At 59.4% G+C, this 18,705-nt stretch carries 16 protein-coding genes; 11 read left to right on the top strand and 5 right to left on the bottom strand.

Features of this window, described 5'->3' with window-relative positions:
• The first annotated feature begins 170 nt into the window (after positions 1 to 170).
• Together E9954_RS26845 and E9954_RS26840 are read left to right on the top strand one after the other, a co-directional pair.
• Complete coding sequence (locus E9954_RS26845; RefSeq protein WP_222847331.1) at positions 171 to 1,793, top strand: aspartate:alanine exchanger family transporter; 1,623 nt, start codon at positions 171 to 173, stop codon at positions 1,791 to 1,793.
• Positions 1,790 to 2,686 carry an RluA family pseudouridine synthase gene (locus tag E9954_RS26840; RefSeq protein ID WP_136082384.1) on the top strand — a complete coding sequence of 299 codons (897 nt, stop codon included), beginning with the start codon at positions 1,790 to 1,792 and terminating at the stop codon, positions 2,684 to 2,686. Before E9954_RS26845 ends, E9954_RS26840 begins: the two co-directional genes overlap by 4 nt.
• A 21-nt stretch (positions 2,687 to 2,707) precedes the next feature.
• Here the strand turns inward: E9954_RS26840 and E9954_RS26835 are convergent, their stop codons facing one another.
• The gene (locus tag E9954_RS26835) at positions 2,708 to 3,145 is read right to left on the bottom strand and encodes a hypothetical protein (protein ID WP_136082383.1); all 438 of its coding nucleotides are present in this window, start codon (positions 3,143 to 3,145) and stop codon (positions 2,708 to 2,710) included.
• A gap of 351 nt (positions 3,146 to 3,496) precedes the next feature.
• Between E9954_RS26835 and E9954_RS26830 the strand changes: the two genes are divergently transcribed.
• A complete protein-coding gene (locus E9954_RS26830) occupies positions 3,497 to 4,261 on the top strand; it encodes an NIPSNAP family protein (RefSeq protein ID WP_168442626.1) in 765 nt (254 codons plus the stop codon).
• 127 nt (positions 4,262 to 4,388) lie between these two features.
• Here the strand turns inward: E9954_RS26830 and E9954_RS26825 are convergent, their stop codons facing one another.
• The 3 genes from E9954_RS26825 to E9954_RS26815 all read right to left on the bottom strand — a co-directional run bounded on the left by E9954_RS26825 (position 4,389) and on the right by E9954_RS26815 (position 7,564).
• Positions 4,389 to 4,829, bottom strand: a complete 441-nt coding sequence (locus tag E9954_RS26825; RefSeq protein WP_136082381.1) for a hypothetical protein — start codon at positions 4,827 to 4,829, stop codon at positions 4,389 to 4,391.
• 170 nt (positions 4,830 to 4,999) lie between these two features.
• Positions 5,000 to 6,787 carry a UbiD family decarboxylase gene (locus E9954_RS26820; protein WP_136082380.1) on the bottom strand — a complete coding sequence of 596 codons (1,788 nt, stop codon included), beginning with the start codon at positions 6,785 to 6,787 and terminating at the stop codon, positions 5,000 to 5,002.
• Positions 6,788 to 6,799: 12 nt separating this feature from the next.
• Positions 6,800 to 7,564: a VC0807 family protein gene (locus tag E9954_RS26815; RefSeq protein ID WP_136082379.1), complete on the bottom strand. Its 765-nt coding sequence runs from the start codon at positions 7,562 to 7,564 to the stop codon at positions 6,800 to 6,802.
• A gap of 356 nt (positions 7,565 to 7,920) precedes the next feature.
• Here E9954_RS26815 and E9954_RS26810 point away from each other — a divergent pair, with 356 nt between their 5' ends.
• Positions 7,921 to 8,916, top strand: coding sequence for a Gfo/Idh/MocA family protein (locus E9954_RS26810; RefSeq protein ID WP_136082378.1), 996 nt, complete (start codon positions 7,921 to 7,923; stop codon positions 8,914 to 8,916).
• A 27-nt stretch (positions 8,917 to 8,943) separates the two neighbouring features.
• Here the strand turns inward: E9954_RS26810 and E9954_RS26805 are convergent, their stop codons facing one another.
• A complete protein-coding gene (locus E9954_RS26805) occupies positions 8,944 to 9,777 on the bottom strand; it encodes a 3-keto-disaccharide hydrolase (RefSeq protein WP_136082377.1) in 834 nt (277 codons plus the stop codon).
• Positions 9,778 to 9,999: 222 nt separating this feature from the next.
• Between E9954_RS26805 and E9954_RS26800 the strand changes: the two genes are divergently transcribed.
• The 7 genes from E9954_RS26800 to sucC all read left to right on the top strand — a co-directional run bounded on the left by E9954_RS26800 (position 10,000) and on the right by sucC (position 18,676).
• On the top strand, positions 10,000 to 10,662 hold the full coding sequence (locus tag E9954_RS26800) for a succinate dehydrogenase cytochrome b subunit (RefSeq protein WP_136082376.1): 663 nt from the start codon (positions 10,000 to 10,002) through the stop codon (positions 10,660 to 10,662).
• A 21-nt stretch (positions 10,663 to 10,683) separates the two neighbouring features.
• Positions 10,684 to 12,597, top strand: coding sequence for a fumarate reductase/succinate dehydrogenase flavoprotein subunit (locus E9954_RS26795; RefSeq protein ID WP_136082375.1), 1,914 nt, complete (start codon positions 10,684 to 10,686; stop codon positions 12,595 to 12,597).
• Between the two features lie 94 nt (positions 12,598 to 12,691).
• A complete protein-coding gene (locus E9954_RS26790; protein ID WP_136082374.1) occupies positions 12,692 to 13,450 on the top strand; it encodes a succinate dehydrogenase/fumarate reductase iron-sulfur subunit in 759 nt (252 codons plus the stop codon).
• Between the two features lie 80 nt (positions 13,451 to 13,530).
• A complete protein-coding gene (locus E9954_RS26785) occupies positions 13,531 to 14,007 on the top strand; it encodes a CBS domain-containing protein (RefSeq protein WP_136082373.1) in 477 nt (158 codons plus the stop codon).
• Positions 14,008 to 14,010: 3 nt separating this feature from the next.
• Positions 14,011 to 15,849, top strand: coding sequence for a 2-oxoacid:acceptor oxidoreductase subunit alpha (locus E9954_RS26780; protein ID WP_136082372.1), 1,839 nt, complete (start codon positions 14,011 to 14,013; stop codon positions 15,847 to 15,849).
• A gap of 13 nt (positions 15,850 to 15,862) precedes the next feature.
• A complete protein-coding gene (locus E9954_RS26775; RefSeq protein ID WP_136082371.1) occupies positions 15,863 to 17,434 on the top strand; it encodes a thiamine pyrophosphate-dependent enzyme in 1,572 nt (523 codons plus the stop codon).
• A gap of 66 nt (positions 17,435 to 17,500) precedes the next feature.
• Positions 17,501 to 18,676, top strand: coding sequence for an ADP-forming succinate--CoA ligase subunit beta (gene sucC, locus E9954_RS26770; protein WP_136082370.1), 1,176 nt, complete (start codon positions 17,501 to 17,503; stop codon positions 18,674 to 18,676).
• Positions 18,677 to 18,705: the final 29 nt, after the last annotated feature.

Raw genomic sequence — 18,705 nt, 5'->3', positions numbered from 1 at the left:
TACGGGGAAGCGTCCTTAAGCGGTTATAGCACCGTGACGAACGAGAGGTCGCGCATTTCGGGCTTCGTCAAGGGTTGCCTGGTTTGCTTCGAGCGAAAAACAGGGGTTGAAACATGGGTATTCGCGGGTATAGTCCCCGCCTTCACCATTTAACCCGTAAAACCGACGCCATGAGTTTGGAAGCGCTGCACAACCTATTGCTGAACCAGCCGCTGATCGTGCTGTTTGCACTGATCGCGACCGGGCTGCTGTTGGGTGGCGTGAAGTTCAAAGGCATCAACCTCGGTAGCTCGGGCGTGCTGTTCTCCGCCCTGCTGGCAGGCCACCTGGGCTATTCCATTCCCTCGGGCGTCGGCACCCTCGGCCTGGTGCTATTCGTCTATTGCGTCGGCATTGGCGCGGGCGACCGCTTCTTTGCCTCGCTCGTTCGCGAGGGGACCGCACTGGCCAAGCTGGCGGTCTTGATCGTGGCGCTCGGTGCGGCCATGACCTGGGCCGGGGCAACCCTGCTCGATATTCCAACCGGTCTGGCGGCGGGCATCTTCGCCGGTTCGCTCACCAGCACCCCCGCGCTGGCCGCCGCGACCGAAGGCATGGCCATGGCCGCCAAGGGCGGCGCCGATGCCGTCAGCATCGGCTACGGCATCGCCTATCCCTTCGGCGTCATCGGCGTCGTGCTCTTCGTGCAGATCCTGCCGCGCATCCTGAAGCTCGACCTCGACTCCATCGCCGACAAACCCGACACCACCTGCGGCAACCGCGTGGAAAATGTTTTGGTGGAGGTCAACAACCCCAACCTCTACGGCCAGCGCATCTCCGAATCCGGCGTCACCAACTTCAACGCCTGCCAGATCTGCCGCATCTATTCCGGCGGCAGCCTCGTTCCCTTGAAATACGACGACCAGTTCGAAGAAAACCAGATCCTGCTGCTCGTCGGCCGAAGCTGCGAACTGAAGATTGCCATCGACATGATCGGCAAACGCAGCGACCGCAAACTCCCGCAGGATATCGAGAACGAACGGCAACAGCTGGTGGTCACCTCCACCGCCTTCATTGGCCAGAAACTCGGCGATGTTGCCCCGTTGCGCAACTATGGCGTGGTGATCGCCCGCATCACCCGCCTCGGGCTCACCTTTGTGCCCAACGCCAACACGGTGATCGAGCGGCACGACCATTTCACCTGCGTCGGGCGCGCCGACGACCTGAAAAAGTTTTCCGTTGCCGCCGGGCACCGGAGCAGCGCCGTCGATGCCACCTGCCTGCTGTCGCTTTCCGTCGGCCTCACCTTCGGCATCCTCCTTGGCATGCTGCCCTTCGGGCTGCCGGGGGGAACGCCGGTCACCCTCGGCCTGGCGGGCGGCCCCTTGTTCGTGGCGCTCATCCTCGGCCACTTCGGCAAGATCGGCCCCATCGTCGGCTTCATTCCGCGCCAGACGCGCTTGCTGCTGCAGGAGCTGGGCCTCGTCTTCTTTTTGGCCAACGCCGGCGTGCGCGGCGGCGGCGCGCTCGTGAGCACCCTGCAGGAGCACGGCTTCATGCTCTTTGCCCTGGGCGTCGGCGTATCCGTTTTGCCGCTGATCGTCGCCTGGCCGGTGGCCATCCGCCATTTCAAGATGAATCCGCTGCAGGCCCTCGGCGGCATCTGCGGCGGCATGACCTCCACCCCGGCGCTCGGCGCCATCACGGCCAAGACCGATTCCCAGACCCCGGTCATCAGCTATGTCTCCGCCTATCCCGTGGCCCTCATCTTCATGATCATCATCTCCAAGGTGCTGATTAAGCTGATTGGATGATCGTCCGCGAAACCCATCTCGTTCCCCAAGGCGTGCAGGCCATGCGCTTGTCCGACTATGCGCGGACCGCCTTCCAAGCCATCCCGTCGCGCAAGGGCATCGCCAAGGCGATCAAGCGCGGCGAAATCCATATCGACGGCGCGCCCGGGCAAAGCGGCGACTGGATCCAGGCCGGGCAGACCCTGGAGCTGGTGGATCTCCAGCAACGAATCCCCAAAACCTACCGGATGCCGTTGGAGGTGGTTTGCGAGGACGACCATCTCGCGGTCATCAACAAGCCGCCGGGCATCGAAGTGAGCGGGAACAAATTCAAGACCATCGAAAACGCCCTGGCCGCAAACCTGGCGCCTTCGCCCCGCGCCGACGCCCTCCCGTGGCCGCGGCCGGTACACCGGCTCGACTATTCCACCAGCGGACTCCTGCTCGTGGCAAAAACCGCCGGCGCGCAATGCTTCCTCGGGCACTGCTTCGAGCAACGCCGCATCCACAAATGCTATTGCGCCGTGGTGATGGGGCCGCTGCCGTCGCCCGGGCGGATCGCGGAACCCATCAACGGCCTGCCGGCCGAGAGCCGATACGAGCCGCTCGAAACCGTCTCCTCCCTGCAAAGCGGCCACCTCACACGGGTGAACCTGTTTCCCGAGACAGGCCGCACCCACCAGCTTCGCATCCACATGGCCTCCATCGGGCACCCGATCGTCGGCGACCAAAAATATGGGGAGGCCGGCAACATCCTCAAAGGCAAAGGGCTGTTCCTCGCCGCGGTCGAGCTGCGCTTCCCGCACCCCGCAACGCAGCAGGAAATGAAGATCGCCATGGAGATCCCGCACAAATTCGGCGCATTGCTGCACCGCGAGCAAGCGCGTTGGGACAAGTTCAAGCACGAGTCTTGAATTGCATTCCCGGTTACAGGCTTATGCCTCCGTAGCCTCCCAGCTACCGCTCGAGGTGCTGCCGTCGTCTTCGAGTTCAGACCAGGAGCCGTACATGTAACCGTCGGTCACCGCTCCGATGCAGGTCATGGTATAGGTGGCCTCGACATCCCCATCGTCATCCTCCTCCTGGCGCGTCCAAAAGATGGTTATGGAATATTCATCGTCATCTTCTGTGAATAGATAGGTTCCCGAAACAAACTCGTCGTCGCCCGGCATTGAAATACTGCCGTCATAGTTGAAAACGATTGATTGCGAGGACGAGCCATCGGTCGTGATGTACCACGTGCCAACCACCTCCACCTCGGAGTCGTCGCTATCTTCGCTGTCTTCATCGCATCCCGTTAAGCCAATAACGCAAAAAGCCGCGATCGCTGCAAGGGCTCCACGCCTTGCCCATTTCCACCATTCAATTTTCATTCTCATTCCTTTCTTGGGTTGTTCCTGATGAGGCCAACAACTTAAACCGAGGAAAATGACAAGTCGGCAGGGGCTGGAATGAATTGTTTGTCATTTTTGCGGCCCCGTAGAATGGGGAACTCCAGAGAATCGGCGCCGTCGGCTGTGGCTGGAAGGTGACATCCAAATTGACGATCGTGCAAATGGATGTCACCTGGCTGCGGAGACCTGCGAGATGCGATGCTTCCTTTTTCCATTGCATCTGCCGGAGGCTTCCCTTGGGGGTTCGGGCGCTCTTGTATCGGATCTTGCCTTCGTGCATCCAGGACCTGTAGACTGCCGCACTATCATGGTGAACGTATTGGACTGATTATGAAAAGAAGAAGTTTTTCCGCAACCAGCCTGCTGGCCTGCATCGCCGCAACCGCCGGCGCCGGGCCCAAGGCCCACAGGCAATTCTATGAACTCAGGCGCTATTTGCTCGATAGCGCCGATGGGCAGAAGGCCCTCGAAACCTTTTTCAAGGATGTTGGGATTCCCGCGTTCAACCGGGCGGGCATCCGGTCGGTCGGCGTGTTCAAGGAGCTGGAAGGCGAGGGGCTTGATCTTTACCTGCTGCTGCCCTTCGATTCGCTGGATGCGTTTGCCTCGCTCTCCGGGCGGCTGGCGGCCGATACCACATACCGCACCGATGGCGCGGCGATCCTGGACGCCGGAAAGAAGAACGCACCCTTCCTGCGGATGGAAAGCACCCTGATGGAAGCGTTCGACCGCTTGCCGACGCTGCGGGTTCCGCAAAAGAAGGACGGCCGGATCTACGAACTCCGCCAGTATGAAAGCGCCAGCTTCACCCACGCGCAAAGCAAGGTGGAAATGTTCAACAGCGGCGGCGAAATCGACATTTTCCTGGAGACCGGGCTCGATCCCGTTTTTTTTGGAAGAAGCCTCTCCGGGGCCCGGCTGCCCAATCTCACCTATATGCTTTCGTTCGACGACATGGCCGCCCACGATGCCAACTGGGATGCGTTCAAGCAACATCCCGAATGGAACCGCATCAAGGCGCTCCCGCAATACAAAGGCACCGTTTCGAACATCACCAAGACCTTCCTGAAAGCCACGGACTACTCCCAAATCTAAGCCATCGGAAAGCCAGGGCGAGTCGCGCTTCAAATCGATCACATAGTTGGAATAGAGCGGAATGATCGAATGACGGAATCATTCCGCGGTGCGGCTGAAGGCGGGTTTGTGCGGACGGTATGGTCTTCTACTGGCGAGTCAGCTCGCATTCCAAGGTATAGAATGCATAGGATCGGTTTACATTCTTAAACCAGGCTTTGTTATCGCTCGTAAACGTGACGGTTGTCGATGCGTAGCCGATATCGAAGGACAAGGTGTCATCCGACCACTTTGTGGAATCCCCGGGATTTTCGGCATAGGAATGTCCGACCGTGTTGATGACCTCCCGAATAACGAAGCCATCGGTTTGAATGGTGATGATGACCTCGGTTGCATAGCCATCATCACTCGTTCCTGAGCCTTTCCAAACCCCGATGTAGGACGTCCATGCACCTGTGGAGCTACCATCTGAATTATCGCCGTCGCCACTATCGTCGCCACCGCAACCAGTCAACGCAACCACCGTGCATCCAGCCAAGAGCAACAGCAGAGCCCGTCGTGAAAACTCCGACCATTTATTTACTTTCATGTATGTTCCCCCACCATTGTTTCGAACATCAATTACTGAATTAGCCATTCTAATTCATTCTTTTAAGCGTTGTAATGGCTTTGGCGATATCTTGCAACTGTTCTGCCGAAGATTCTTTTGAAAAGTGAAGACCCTTCTCCTTGAAATGACTTTCCCGCAAGCGTTCGACGTTAAAGCATGGCGAGCGATCCATCGGTTACGAAGAGGGCGTCGACCTTTTCAGTGACGGCGGGGTCTTCGATCAGCGGCGGGGCGTGGTGCGGCTTGAGGCGGGCATCGATGATGAGCGGGCCGGTGCAGCCCCAATGCTTGAACTCGGTCTTGGCCCCGACCCCGTGGATGTCGCGCGCCGGATTCGAGCGGGTGAAGGTGACCCACAGGAAGTTGCTGAAATCGGCGGCCAGGAATTCGGGATCGTCGCAGAGCACCACCAGGGGGAACCGCTCAACCGGCACGAGGCCTTCCAATTGTTTGGCGAAGGTTTCGAGTTCGAAGGTGGAGGCAAGGGCCAGGATGCCGGGCGCCACCACGGTGCAGTCGAGATCCGGTTTTTCGGTTCCGAGTCCGCGAATGGCATCGCCATTGGCGGCGAAGACCACCTTGGAGCCGTGGTTGAGGGCGTCGCCGGAATAGTCGAGCGTGTCGATGCTGGTTTCGGTCTGGAAATGGAGGTCGCGCTCCCAGCGGATGCGTTCGAGCACATGCTTGAAAAAGGCCGGGATGTCGTGGATGTCGAGCCCGGGCGCATCGGCTTCGTTCGTGATGAAGAGGTATTTGGCAAGCGAAAGCTGGCCCTTGCCGAGCACGGCGTTGGCCATGGTGAGCATTTCGGAGGGGCGGATGGTTTTCACATAGGGCGTGTAGCGCTCCTGCCCGATGGCGAGCAGCAACGGGTGCACGCCGGCGGCATCGACGGCATGCACCGCCTTCAGGCCGGGGATTTCGGTGGGGATCACGGCGCCGGTCATATCGTGGATCACTTCGCCAAAGGTGGTGTCCTCCTGCGGCGGGCGGCCGACGACCGTGAACGGCCAGACGGCATCCTTGCGGTGGAATAACTCTTCGACTTCGAGGCAGGGGAAGGGGTGGGCGAGGCTATAGTAGCCGAGGTGGTCGCCGAACGGCCCTTCGCGCTTCAGTTCCTGCTTGATGGTGCCGATGATGCAAAAGTCGGCCTCGGCGGCGACCGTCCATTCCTTGTGGCGCGCGTAGCGGAAGCGCCGGCCGGCCAGCAGCCCGGCAAAGGCCACTTCGGGCATGCCCTCGGGCAATGGCATGACGGCGGAAAAGCTCATGGCCGGCGGGCCGCCGATAAAGATGGCGACGCGGAAGGGCTTGCCCTGATCCTGGTGCAGCTTTTGGTGGACGCCGATGCCGCGGTGGATTTGGTAGTGCAGGCCAACCTCTTTGTCGGTCACATATTCGTTTCCGTTCAACTGGATGCGGTACATGCCGAGGTTGCTCTTGAGCGGCTTGCCGGGATGGTCGGGATGTTCGCTATAGACCTGCGGCAGGGTGATGAATGCGCCGCCGTCGTCCGGCCAGCTGACAATGGGCGGCAGGTCGCTGATCGTGCCCCGGCATTCGAACACCGGCGCGCTGCTCGCCGAAACCCGCTTCGGCAAGGCATGGAGCGCCGACAGCCCGGCGCGCAGGGCGTGCCCCGGCTTCTTCAGCAGGTTGAGTGGGTCGGCCTTGGAGGCAACGAGTGCCGCAACCTGGTCGTAGGTGTCGGCAAAGATGAGCCGCGTTCGTTCGGGGGTGCCGAAGAGGTTGGAGACGCACGGGAATTTGCAGCCTTTGACGTTTTCAAAAAGGAGGGCCGGCCCCTTGGCCGCATAGACCCGGCGCTGGATTTCGGCCATTTCGAGATGCGGATCGACCTCGTCGGCAATACGCAGCAACTGCCCGTGCTTTTCGAGCGCCTCGATGCATTCCCTGGTGCTTCGGTATCCCATTGCCCAGAGAGACTATTCCGAGGAGGGGTCTGCGGCAAGCGCTTCCTTTTCCCGATGGTGGGCGGCGAGGAGGTCGTCGAGCTTGCAGCCGGTGAGCTCGGTGAGCGTGTTGAAGAGTTTGTTCATGACAAAAAACATGATGACCAGGCAGGGAACCAGTATGACGACATGGCTCCAGCCGGTCATCTTGCCGATTTCAGCAACATAGGCCGACTTTTCTGTGACGGGGTCGCTGTGGACCAGGGTCATCACCATGAAAAAATTTAAAACGGACGAGAGAAACATGGAAGAAGCAAATCCCCAGGTGAGGCCCACCAGCCGTTTTTCGAACACCGCTTCATTCCCCTTCTCCTTAAGCGCGGAAGTCAACCGCTCGACATCGAACAGCGATTCGGTCATCAGGATTTTCTTGATGAGCGGAAACGGGGTCTTGAGCGACACAACAATCGCCAACCCAAGGAGTAGGGGAATGGCGGCTTCTTTGATGGCCAGGGCCATTCTCGGAAGTTCCAGAATCCCGAAGATCCCCGTGAGCGAGACACTGACAATGCCGATGATCGACATGAAGTCGGGTTTTCGGCTCCGGATGAGCGTACGCAAGCCGAAGGTGATGGGGAAAGCCAGCCCGACCACCAGGGCCCAGACCGGACCCAGCCCCGGGATCGGACCCAATGATTTTTCCTTGTCGCTCAGTAGGCTGAGAATGGCGACGGGTATTACGACGTTCACCAGAATGCTGATCAGCGGATTCTCTTGCTTGTGCTTGCTGTTGTCCATGAAACCTCCAAAAGGGAATCACTTTACGCGTTGGGTGGCTCAAGGCAATGGTTCAGACAAAAAAAGAGGACTGCGTGAGGAAAAGAGGAGGGAAACCTCACGCAGCCCAAGTGAACCCCAAACCTGTAGGTTCTGAATACTAAACGCCTCCCAATCGGATTTTCATGCAAAAAAAAATGCGCGGAAGCGGGATGTTTGTGTATTAAGTTGCGGAAGTGCTTGAAGGTAGGTGTTTTAAGCGGTTGTTCATGAGCAAAAAAAAATGGATGAAAGCTGATTTAAGGCCTGCCACTGACCTTTTCTTGCCAATCCGGGGGAAACCAGCCATTCTCGCATTTCATTGAAAGGAGCGGATCATGAAGGATCTTAAGTGGGGAATCATCGGGTGTGGCGGCATTGCGCACGTGTTTGCAACCAGTTTGAATGCGTTGGAGACCGGTAGCCTTTGGGCGGTCGCGTCGCGTACGCCGGGACGGGGGCGGGAGTTTGCCGACAAACATGGAATGGAACGGGCCTACACCGACTATGAGTCGCTCGTGGCCGATCCTGAAATCGATGCGGTCTACATTGCCACCACGCACAACTTCCACTACGAAAACATCAAGCTCTGCCTGGAACACGGCAAGCATGTGCTTTGCGAAAAGCCCTTCACCATCAATGCCGCGCAGACGGCGGAGGTGATGGAGCTCGCGCGCGAAAGGAAGCTTTTCATGATGGAGGCGGTTTGGACGCGCTTCCTGCCGGCCATCGTTAAACTGCAGGAGCTGTTGGCCGAGGGAATGATTGGGGAAGTGAAAACCGTTACCGCAAACTTTTGCCTCGGTTTTACCGGGGATGCGTTCGCCAATGCGCACCGCCTGAAAAACAAGGCGCTGGCAGGCGGCGCCCTGCTCGATCTGGGCATCTACCCCATCACCTTCGCCGACATCGTGTTCAACAAAACCCCCGAGCGCATCCAGAGCAGCGTCGTCATGACGGATACCGACGTGGACGAAAGTTCGTTCTACCTGCTCGAATACGCGGATGGATGCCGCGCCCTCCTCTCCTCGTCGCTTTCGGATACGGCACCGAACGAAGGTGTTCTTTTCGGCTCCAAAGGCTTCATTCGTGTATCCGAGTTCTGGGGAGCGCACGGCTTCGAGATCAAGCTCAATGGCGAGGAGCAGCCTCGCCACGTTTCCGCGCCTTATGGCGAAGGGGAAAACTTTAAGTTCGAGATCGCCCACGCCATGGAATGCATCGCGGCCGGCCAGCTGGAAAGCGATGTGCTGCCGCTCTCCAAAACCCTCGCCATCATGCAGACCATGGACGCCCTGCGCGAGCAGTGGGGCTTGAAATACGCCGGCGAATAGTCTTTCGCAAGCCCCGCCGCCATCCGGCTATTTCCGGCTGTCGTCCTTCATCAGGTCGAGTTCGCGGATCCAGATGTTGCGGAAGCGGGTGTTGTTGTTGTGATCCTGCAGGGCGATGGAATCGTTGCCGTGCGGCTTGTAGACCGGTAGCTTCTTGTGCGTGGTTGGCCCCAGGATTTCGGTTTTGTGCTGCACCAGCACGCCGTTGAGGAAGACCGTCACATAGGCGGGGGAAACCAGCTTTTCGCCTTCAAAGCGCGGGGCCTGGAAGATGATGTCGTATTTCTGCCACTCGCCCGGCTTCTTGCAGGCGTTGACCATCGGGGGTTTTTGGCCATAGACACAGCCGGCCATGCCGTCGGCATAGGTGCGGTTTTCAAAGTTGTCGAGCACCTGCGTTTCATAGCGGCCTTGCATGAAGACGCCGCTGTTGCCCGCTCCCTGGGAATCGCCCTGGCGCGGGTTGGCCGTCTGCCATTCGATATGGAACTGGCAGTCGCCGAACTTTTGCTTGGTCTTGATGGTGCCGGTCGGGGTGCATTCCATATAGCCGTTCTCGACCTTCCATAGCGCCTCACCCTTCGGATTGTATTTTTTCTTCTTGGGGTCGTCTTGCTTGCTGCCGACCCAATTGGATAGATCCGTGCCGTCGAAGAGCACAATGGCATCGGATGGCGGCGCACACGGGGTGTCGCCGGGCGTGACCACCTCGGGTTGCGGACGGTCGATGTCGTGCACGCACCATCCGGAGGGCAGTTTTGGGGTATCGGTATAGCCCCAATTGGGTTTTTTCGGGTCTGCCGCCTTGGAGCCCGCTGCGGCCAGAACGCCAACCACCAGTATCGAAACAATCTTTTTCATCTGTACACCCTTTCTCGATTTGAAGCCCGAAATGCTACAGGGGGCACCGTGGGGCGTCTAGCACTGTTTCCGCCCGCAATGGTACAAAACCCGCATCGGGCACGGTGGATTCCGGGAAAGACACCCAAGAAAAACAAACAAACCTGTTTTCAAATAGCTGAAAATATTATAGGTGTACTTAGCATAGAGTATTAAATTAGTCCTATATTAGGTGAATGGTTTATGAGTATTAAGCAAACACTGTTGTCTTCAATCGGCAAAAAACTACTGCTGGCTACGTCAGGACTGATCATGTTTTTGCTGTTCCTGATCCCGCACATGGGCGGGAATGTGCTTTTTTTATTCGGCCCCGACCTCTTTAACTCCTACGCCCACCATCTGCACCAGCTGGTTCCGGTCGTGATCGGCATCGAGCTATTGATGCTGGCCTCCATCACGGTCCACATGGCCATGGCCTTCAAGGTCGTGCTGGAGAATAAAAAGGCGGCCGACAAGCGCCATACGCTGAAATCGTCGAAAGAGCGCACGCTGGCGGCCAAGCTGATGCCCGTTTCTGGCGCCATGATCTTCCTCTTCATCGTCAAGCACCTGCTCGATTTCAAGTTTTATGAAAAGTCGACCACCACGCTGCACGGCGTGGAAACCTACGATGTCTACGCCATGGTGCTCGCGCGTTTCCAGGGCGATCCCGTCCATCTCCTCTTCTATGTCGGCTTCATGCTTGCCGTCGGCCTGCACCTCAGCCACGCGCTGCAAAGCTCGCTGCAGACCTACGGTCTCCATGTTCCGCGCGAAGGCAGCCGGATCAAGCGGGTCTCCGCCGTGGTGGGCTGGGGCATGGCCGCCACCTTCGCCATTATTCCCATCGTTGCCTTCATCCGTTAACCGCCTTTAAGGAATAGAAAAATGAAACTCGACGCCAAGATTCCCGAAGGCCCGATGGCCGAAAAGTGGACGAACCACAAGTTCAAGGTCAAGCTGGTCAATCCGGCCAACAAACGCAAACACAAGGTGATCGTGGTCGGTTCCGGTCTCGCCGGCGCCTCCGCCGCCGCAACGATGTCGGAGCTCGGCTACAAGGTGCACTGCTTCACCTATTCCGATTCCCCGCGCCGCGCGCACTCCATCGCCGCGCAGGGCGGCATCAACGCCGCCAAGAACTATCCCAACGACGGCGACTCCGTCTACCGCCTCTTCTACGATACCGTCAAGGGCGGCGACTTCCGTTCCCGCGAGGCCAACGTGCATCGCTTGGCGGAATGCTCCAACCTGATCATCGACCACTGCGTTGCGCAGGGCATTCCCTTCGCCCGCGAATACGGCGGCTACCTCGACAACCGCTCGTTCGGCGGCGCCCAGGTTTCGCGCACCTTCTACGCCCGCGGCCAAACCGGCCAGCAGCTGCTGCTCGGCGCCTATGGCGCACTCTCCAAAGAGATCAAAACGGGCGGAGTCAAGATGTACACCCGCGAGGAGGTCATCGATGTCGTCGTGATCGAAGGCCAGGCGCGCGGCATCATTTCCCGCAACCTCGTCACAGGCGAGCTGACCCGCCACGAGGCCGATGCCGTCGTGCTCGCCACCGGCGGCTACGGCAACGTCTTTTTCCTCTCCACCAACGCCATGAACTGCAACGCCAGCGCCGCATGGCGCGCCTATAAAAAGGGTGCGGCCTTCGCCAACCCCTGCTACACGCAGATCCACCCGACCTGCATCCCGGTGCACGGCGAATACCAATCCAAGCTCACCCTCATGTCCGAATCGCTCCGCAACGACGGCCGCATCTGGGTGCCCAAGAAGGTGGGCGACAAACGACCCGCCAACGACATTCCGGAAGACGAGCGCGACTATTATCTCGAGCGCAAATATCCGAGCTTCGGCAACCTCGTCCCGCGCGACCTCGCCTCACGCAACGCCAAGCAGGTCTGCGACGAAGGACGCGGCGTCGGCCCGACCGGCAACGCCGTCTACCTCGACTTTGCCGAAGCCATCGGGCGCCTCGGGCGCGACAACATCGAAGCGAAATATGGCAACCTGTTCGAGATGTACAACCGCATCACCGACGAAGATCCCTACACGACGCCCATGATGATCTATCCCGCCGTCCACTACACCATGGGCGGCCTTTGGGTGGACTATAACCTGATGACCACGCTGCCCGGCCTCTACGCCATCGGCGAGTGCAACTTTTCCGACCACGGCGCCAACCGCCTTGGCGCCTCCGCCCTCATGCAGGGGTTGGCCGATGGCTACTTCGTCATCCCCAACACCATCAACGACTACCTCGCCTCCAACAAGCTGGAGAAGGTCTCGACCGACCACGAAGCGTTTGCCGAAGCGGAGAACGCCGCCAAGGACAAGCTCGACCGCCTGCTCGCCGTCAACGGCAGCCGCACCGTCGACGACTTCCACAAGGAGCTCGGCCACCTGCTGTGGGAAAACTGCGGCATGGCGCGCAACGAGAAGGGCCTAAAGGAAGCGCTCGAAACGATTCCGAAAATCCGCGAGGAATTCTGGCGCGATGTGAATGTGCCCGGCTCCGCCGACGACTTGAACCAGGCGCTCGAAAAGGCCAACCGCGTGGCCGACTTCATGGAGTTCGCCGAGCTGATGGTGAAGGACGCGCTCGAGCGCGCGGAATCCTGCGGCGGCCATTTCCGCGAGGAGAGCCAGACGGAGGAGGGCGAAGCCCTGCGCAAGGACGACGCGTTCTGCCATGTCGCCGCCTGGGAATTCACGGGGTTGGAAAACGAGCCGGTGCTCCACAAGGAAGAGCTCGAGTTCGAGGAAGTCCACCTTTCACAACGGTCATACAAATAGGATTCACAGGACGATTTATAACAGGACACTTGTTTTACCGTCGGAAGGAAAATAGTCCTGTCATCAATAGTCCTGTTAAAAAAGGAAAACAGGCATGTCGAAGCAGATCAATCTAACGTTGAAAGTATGGCGCCAGAACCGGGGCGAAGCGGGGCGCTTCGAGGACTACGAGGCGAACAACATCGACACCGATGCGTCGTTCCTCGAAATGCTCGACATCGTCAACGACGAGCTGACGCTCAAGGGCGTTGAACCCATCGCGTTCGAGCACGACTGCCGCGAGGGCATCTGCGGGTGCTGCGGCTCCACGGTGAACGGCAAGACCCACGGCTCGCACGAACGCACCACGCTTTGCCAGCTGCACATGCGCCACTTCGAAAATGGCCAAACGGTGGTGATCGAGCCCTTCCGCGCCACGGCCTTCCCGGTCATCAAGGACCTGATCGTCGACCGCTCCGGCCTCGACGCCATCATTGCCGAAGGCGGCTATGTTTCCGTTAAGACCGGCAATGCGCCGGAAGCCTCGACCACGCCGATCAAAAAGGAAATGGCCGAAGCGGCCATGGATGCGGCCGAGTGCATCGGCTGCGGCGCCTGCGTGGCGGCCTGCCCGAACGGCGCGGCGATGCTCTTCACCTCCGCCAAGGTTTCGCAATATGCGCTGTTGCCGCAAGGCCACCCCGAACGCGCCCAGCGCGTCAAGAACATGGTTTCGAAGATGGACGAGCTCGGCTTCGGCAATTGCTCCAACGAATACGAATGCGCCGTCGCCTGCCCCAAGGGCATCGACGTGAAGAATATCGCACGGCTGAACCGGGAGTTCATTAAAGCGAGCATGATGAGTGAAAAGTGATGCGTACTACGTACTGCGTATTGCGTATTCCAGAACAGGCAATACGAAATACGTAGTACGCAATACGAAGGGAGCCCCCCATGGCAGCAGCAAGGAAAGTTGAATCGTTCTGGTCTGAGCCGATCGGCAAGGTCGATCTGCAGCGTGTGGCGGTGGTTCCCTCGGGCACCGCGATCATCGATGCGGTCAAGGAGATGAAATACAACCAGATCGGTTGCGTATTGGTGGAAAACGCCCAGCGCGAGCTCATCGGCATCCTCAGCAACGGCGACCTGATGCACGAGTTTGTCGGCTCGACGCTGCCCGGCGATACCACCGTCGATGTCATCATGACCCAGAATCCTTTCACGGGTTCGCCCGAGCTGACCGTGAAGGAAGCGCTGGAAATCTTTCACTCCAACCCGTTCCGCCACATGCCGATTCTCAACGCCGGCAAAGTGGATGGCATTCTTTCGATCCGCGGGCTCATGACCTTCATCAGCGAGCACCTGCCGCTGGAAGTCATGAATCTTCCGCCGGACAGCAGCTTGATTGCATCCAGGGCTTCGGGGGAATAAGCCATGGCCGAATCCACCAACACCCTCATGGAAAAAGACTCGGTCGTCGTGCGTTTTGCGGGCGACTCCGGCGATGGCATGCAGACGGTCGGCGAGTTGTTTGCCGATGCGAGCGCCCTGCTGGGCGATGCGATCGTCACCTTCCCGGACTACCCCTCCGAAATTCGCGCGCCGGCCGGTTCATTGCCGGGCGTGTCGGGGTTCCAGGTTCATTTCGGGGCAACCAGCGTGATGACGCCCGGCGACAAGGCCGATGCCCTGGTGGTGATGAATCCCGCCGCGCTGAAGGTCAACCTGCGCGAGCTCGAACCCAAGGGGCTGCTGATCGTCAACACCGGTTCGTTCACGGCGGCCAACCTGAAAAAGGCGAACTACGAAACCAATCCACTCGACGATCCCGCGCTGGAAGAGGAGTTCCGCCTGATCAAGGTCGACATCAACGCCCTGACCAACGAGGCGCTCAAGGAGATGCCGCTCAAGCCGGCCCTGCGCGCCCGCTGCAAGAACTTCTTTGCGCTGGGCATCACCTACTGGGTCTTTTCGCGCCCGCTCGACATGACGCTGGAGTGGATCGAAACCAAGTGGCGCGAGCACCTGCCGATGATGGCCGATGCCAACAGCCTGGCGCTGAAGACCGGCTACATCGTCGGCGAAAACAAGGACGTCGACATACCGCAGTACACCGTTCACAAGCGCATGCTCGAAGACGGCATCTACCGCAAGATCACCGGCAACGAAGCCACGGCGCTGGGGCTGATCGCCGCCGCGGAAAACAGCTGGCGCGATCTCGTGCTGGGCAGCTATCCCATCACCCCGGCCACGCCCATCCTGGAAACGCTTTCCAAGCACCGCAACTTCAACGTCAAGACGGTGCAGGCCGAGGATGAGATTGCGGCGATCGGCGTCGCGATCGGAGCGGCCTTCGCCGGGGCGCTGGCCGTAACAACCACCAGCGGCCCCGGCCTTTGCCTCAAATCCGAGGCGCTCGGGCTGGCGGTCATCACCGAGCTTCCGCTGGTGGTGGTGAACGTGCAGCGCGCCGGGCCGAGCACCGGCCTGCCGACCAAGACCGAACAGGCCGACCTGCTGCAAACCCTCTATGGCCGCAACGGGGAATCGCCGGTGGTGGCCATCGCCGCGGACTCGCCTTCAGATTGTTTCAACTGCGCCATCGAGGCGGCGCGCATTGCGCTGAAATACCGCACCCCGGTCGTCATGCTCACCGACACCTACCTGGCCAACGGCTCCGAACCGTGGAAGGTTCCGGAAGTGACCGATATCCCCGATATTTCCGTGGAGCCGATCAAGCATGGCGAGAACTATGTTCCCTACCAGCGCGATCCCAAAACGCTCGCCCGCCGGCTGGCCGTGCCGGGCCGCCCCGGCTTCGAGCACCGCATCGGCGGACTGGAAAAAACCGAGGTGGGCCTCGTTAGCTACGATGCCGAAAACCATGAAAAGATGTGCCGCCTGCGCGCGCAAAAGGTGAAGGGCATCGCCAACGACATTGCGTTGCCGGACGTGCTCGGCGAACAACGTGGCAAGGTGCTCGTGGTTGGCTGGGGCAGTACGCGCGGCGCCATCAGCATGGCGGTCGAGCGGCTCCGGAAGGAGGGGAAGGCCGTGGGCTATATCCACCTGCGCCACCTCAACCCGTTGCCGCACGGCCTCGGCGATCTGATGAAGCAATTTGAAACCGTCGTGGTCCCCGAAATGAACCTCGGGCAACTCTCGCTGGTGCTCCGCGCCGAATTTTTGGTCGATGTGAAGTCGATCAGCAAGGTGCAGGGGCGCATGTTCCAAATCGCGGAACTCGTTGAAGCCATCTCGGACTATTTGTAGGAAGGAGGGAACGATGGAAGGTTTGAAGGAATATTTGACCCGTAAGGATTTCGTCTCCTCCTCCGAGGTGCGCTGGTGCCCCGGTTGTGGCGACTATGCCGTGCTCAACTCGGTGCAGACCGTTCTGCCGCAACTGGGCATCCCGAAGGAAAAGTTTGTGTTCGTCAGCGGCATTGGCTGCTCCAGCCGCTTCCCGTACTACATGGATACGTTCGGCTTCCACTCGATCCACGGCCGCGCGCCGACCATCGCCACCGGCATCAAGGTGGCGAATCCCGAGCTGTCGGTCTGGGTGATCACCGGCGATGGCGATGGACTGAGCATTGGCGGAAACCACCTGATCCACGCGTTGCGCCGCAATCTCGACATGAACATTATCCTGCTCAACAACCGCATCTACGGCTTGACCAAGGGGCAGTACAGCCCCACGTCGGTGAAGGGGCAGATCACCAAGACCAGTCCATACGGCGTGATCGACGAGCCGATCAATCCGCTGCGCATTGCGCTGGCTTCCGAGGCGACCTTCATTGCCCGCGCGCTCGACACCGACCCGAAGCATATGAGCGAAGTGCTCAAGGCCGGAGCGGAGCATTCGGGCACGGCGTTCACGGAAATCCTGCAAAGCTGCGTGATCTTCAACAAGAAGGCCTGGGCGGAAATTTCCGACCGATCCACCCGCGAAGACCGCCTGCTCTACCTGGAGCAGGGCAAGCCGCTGATCTTCGGCGAAAAGCGCAACAAGGGCATCGTCCTGCGCGGCACCGATCCCGTTGTCGTCACGATCGGCGAGCAGGGGATCACCAAGAAGGATCTGGTGAAGCACGACATGTTCCGCGAAGACCCGGTCTATGCCTCGATGCTGACCAAGATGGACTATCCCGACTTCCCGCTGCCGGTCGGCATCTTCCACGCGGTCAAGAAGCCGGTCTATGAAGAGGAGCTCGAGCAGCAGATCAAGGAAGTGACCGCGCTCAAGGGGCGGCGCAACCTTCAGGCGCTCTTGCGCGGGTCCGAATATTGGACGGTTTCGAGCCAGGGCAAAACCATCAAGCGCTCCAGTAGCATTAGCTCGCTGGACAATGATGAGTCGCAGGTGATGGACGAGCAGATCCACACGCTGCTCAAGTCCACCGACCCGCTGACCGCCAGCCTGAAGACCACCGTCGGCAGGATTTTCTACGACTACGACTACAAGCGTTCGAAAATGCTTTCCCCGCGCGACAGCATCGCCACGGCCATCGCCCACTTCAAGGCGGCGCGAATCGAGTGCATCCTCGTTGGCGATGCCAAGCGTCTCTACGGCATTCTCTCCGAACGCGACATCATCCAGAACGTCGTGCTCACCTCCATCGACCGCGACCGCATGCCGATCTCCGCGATCATGCGGCCGGTCTATGAGATCATGGACGAGTCGAATTCAATCGGCGACGTCATCAACATTCTCTCGATCAGCGGGCACCGGCATGTGCCGATCCGGTTGAAGGACGGCGGCTTTGGGTTGGTGACCATCCGCCAGATCCTGCGCTTTATCCACGATACCGTGGAACAGGTTGAAAAAAAGAAAGACGTAACGCGTGACGAGTAATGCGTAATTGCTCGTTGGTGAATTAGGAACAGGAAGTATGAAATTGCGAATTACGGATTACACACTATGAAAATACATGAATACCAAGCCAAGGAGCTTCTGAAGGGTTACGGCATCCCGATTCAGGATGGCGTGACCATCGAGGATGTGGCGCAGGCCGAAGCCGCGGTCGACCAAGTCGGCGCCGAGCTCGGCGCCGAACAGTTTGTCATCAAGGCGCAGATCCATGCGGGTGGGCGCGGAAAAGGTGGCGGCGTCAAGTTTTCGGCCAACCGCGAGACCGCGCTCGAAAACATCCAGAACATTCTGGGCATGACGCTCATCACCCACCAGACCGGCGCCGAAGGGCGGTTGGTCAAGAAGGTGTTGGTTGCGCAGGCGCTCGACATCGCCAAGGAATTCTATGCGGCGATCACGCTCGACCGCGCCAAGGGCATGGATGTCTTCATGGTTTCGTCCGAGGGCGGCATGGAGATCGAAGAGGTTGCCAGGACGTCGCCGGAAAAGATTGTAAAGGAATGGGTGGTTCCCGGTTTCGGCCTCCGTCCATTCCAAGCCAGGGCGCTGGTGATGGCGCTGGGGCTGGAAGGCAACGCCGCCAAGCAGGCGATCGGCATGTTCCAGAAACTCTACAAGCTTTACCGCGAGCTCGACTGCTCCATTGTGGAAATCAATCCGCTGGTGGTGACCGGGCAGGGCGACCTGGTTGCGCTCGATGCCAAGATCAACTTCGACGACAACGCGCTCTACCTGCACAAGGAGGTTGCCGCAATGCGCGACCTCGACGAAGAGGACCCTTCCGAAGTGGAAGCCGCGGAATCCAACCTCAACTATATCAAACTCGATGGCAACGTCGGCTGCATGGTTAACGGCGCCGGACTTGCAATGGCGACCATGGACATCATCAAGCAGCGCGGCGGATCGCCGGCCAACTTCCTGGATGTCGGCGGCGGCGCGAATGTCGAGACCGTGAAAAACGGGTTCCGCATCATCCTCTCCGACCCGAATGTGAAGGCCGTGCTGATCAATATTTTCGGCGGCATCGTCCGCTGCGACCGCATCGCCAACGGCATCATCGAGGCGGTCAAGGAGCTCGACCTGAATGTGCCGGTGGTGGTTCGTCTCGCCGGCACCAATGCCGAGGTGGCGAAAGAGTTGCTGGCGAAGTCGGGGGTGGATCTCATTTCGGCGGACTCGTTCGAAGATGCCGCCATCAAGGTTGTGGAAGCCGCAAAAGGATAAAATTGAACCACGAAATACACGTAACACAC

Origin of the sequence: Pontiella desulfatans, from assembly GCF_900890425.1 — a bacterium.
GTDB classification, from domain to species: Bacteria; Verrucomicrobiota; Kiritimatiellia; order Kiritimatiellales; family Pontiellaceae; genus Pontiella; species Pontiella desulfatans.
This window is presented reverse-complemented; position numbering and strand designations above follow the sequence as displayed.